This window comes from Mesorhizobium sp. B2-5-7 (genome assembly GCF_006440875.1).
In the GTDB taxonomy this organism is placed as follows: Bacteria; Pseudomonadota; Alphaproteobacteria; order Rhizobiales; family Rhizobiaceae; genus Mesorhizobium; species Mesorhizobium australicum.
In genome coordinates, this window is the sequence record NZ_VFUO01000021.1 from 1 (window position 1) to 1299 (window position 1299).

Consider the following 1299-nt stretch of genomic DNA (forward strand, 5'->3'; position numbering starts at 1 on the left):
GGTGTCCGAACCGGATAGATAGGTAACAGAATGGACCGATAGCATGGGTGACAGTTTTCTTGTCCGCCGGAGGACCGGCGATGGTTTGGCGAGAAACTGGCATTATGGACGAGCGGCTGCGGTTTATTGTGGATTGGCTTTCGGATGAGGAGACGATGATCGAGCTGTGTGCGGCTTACGGCATCTCGCGCAAGACTGGCTACAAATGGCTTGGACGCTATCGCGCGTTCGGTCCGGAAGGTTTGCACGATCTGCCGCGCGCGCCGCTCAATCATGGCCGGGCGACGGCGCTGGATGTGGTGGAGCGGATCGTGGCGACAAAGGAGACGCACCCGCTGTGGGGGCCTAAGAAGATCGTGGCGCGGCTCAAGCGCACGGCTCCCGAGCTGGTCTGGCCGTCAGCCTCGACAGTGGGCGCCATCCTTGCACGACACGGGCTTGTTCGTGCCCGCAAGCGGCCACGCCTGCGGGCCTGCGGCAATGGACCGTGGCCGCAGGCCGAAAGACCGAACGCGGTGTGGACTGGCGATCACAAGGGCTGGTTCCAGACTGCTGACGGATGGCGCTGTGATCCGTTGACGGTGATGGATGCCTCGAGCCGTTACCTTCTGGCGCTTGAAGCGACGGGCTCGACGGCGCACGCCGAGGCCTGGCCGGTATTCGAGCGGTTATTTGAGGAGCATGGCCTGCCGGATCGGTTCAGAAGCGACAATGGTTCGCCCTTCGCGTCGGCCGGCGTCACCGGGCTGACGCCGCTTGCGGTCCGCTTCATCAAGCTCGGCATCACGCTGGAGCGGATCGCGCCCGGCAAGCCGCAGCAGAACGGACGCCACGAGCGCTTCCATCTGACCATGCTGCCACTGGCCAAGGAACCGGAGGCCGACAGAACGGCTCAGGCCAAGGCCTTCGAGGCCTTCCGGCGCAGCTACAATGAGGAACGTCCGCATGAGGCGCTCGCCATGGATACTCCAGCGCAGCATTACCGCCCCTCACAGCGTGCCATGCCAAGAACGCCCTGCGAGCCCGAATATCCGCAAGAGGCCGCGGTCCGACAGGTGCGTCACAATGGCGAGATCAGGTGGAATGGCGGCTTCGTCTATGTCTCGCAATCGCTGGCCGGCGAAGCGGTCGCAGCCTCAGAAACCGAGGATGGACAATGGCTGCTTTCTTTCCATGCCCATCCGCTCGGCATCATCGACACAAGGCGCATGAAGCTTGTCCGCCACAGCGCCGCGCCAACCGAACCGCTTGGCGCTGCGGCGGACGCATAGGGGGAGAACTGTTACCTATGTATCCGGT

The 1299-nt window shown here is 63.4% G+C and carries 1 protein-coding gene; it reads left to right on the forward strand.

The window, feature by feature from the left end; translation table 11 throughout:
- The first annotated feature begins 80 nt into the window (after positions 1-80).
- The gene (locus tag FJ543_RS31345) at positions 81-1271 is read left to right on the forward strand and encodes an integrase core domain-containing protein (protein WP_140878695.1); all 1191 of its coding nucleotides are present in this window, start codon (positions 81-83) and stop codon (positions 1269-1271) included.
- Positions 1272-1299: the final 28 nt, after the last annotated feature.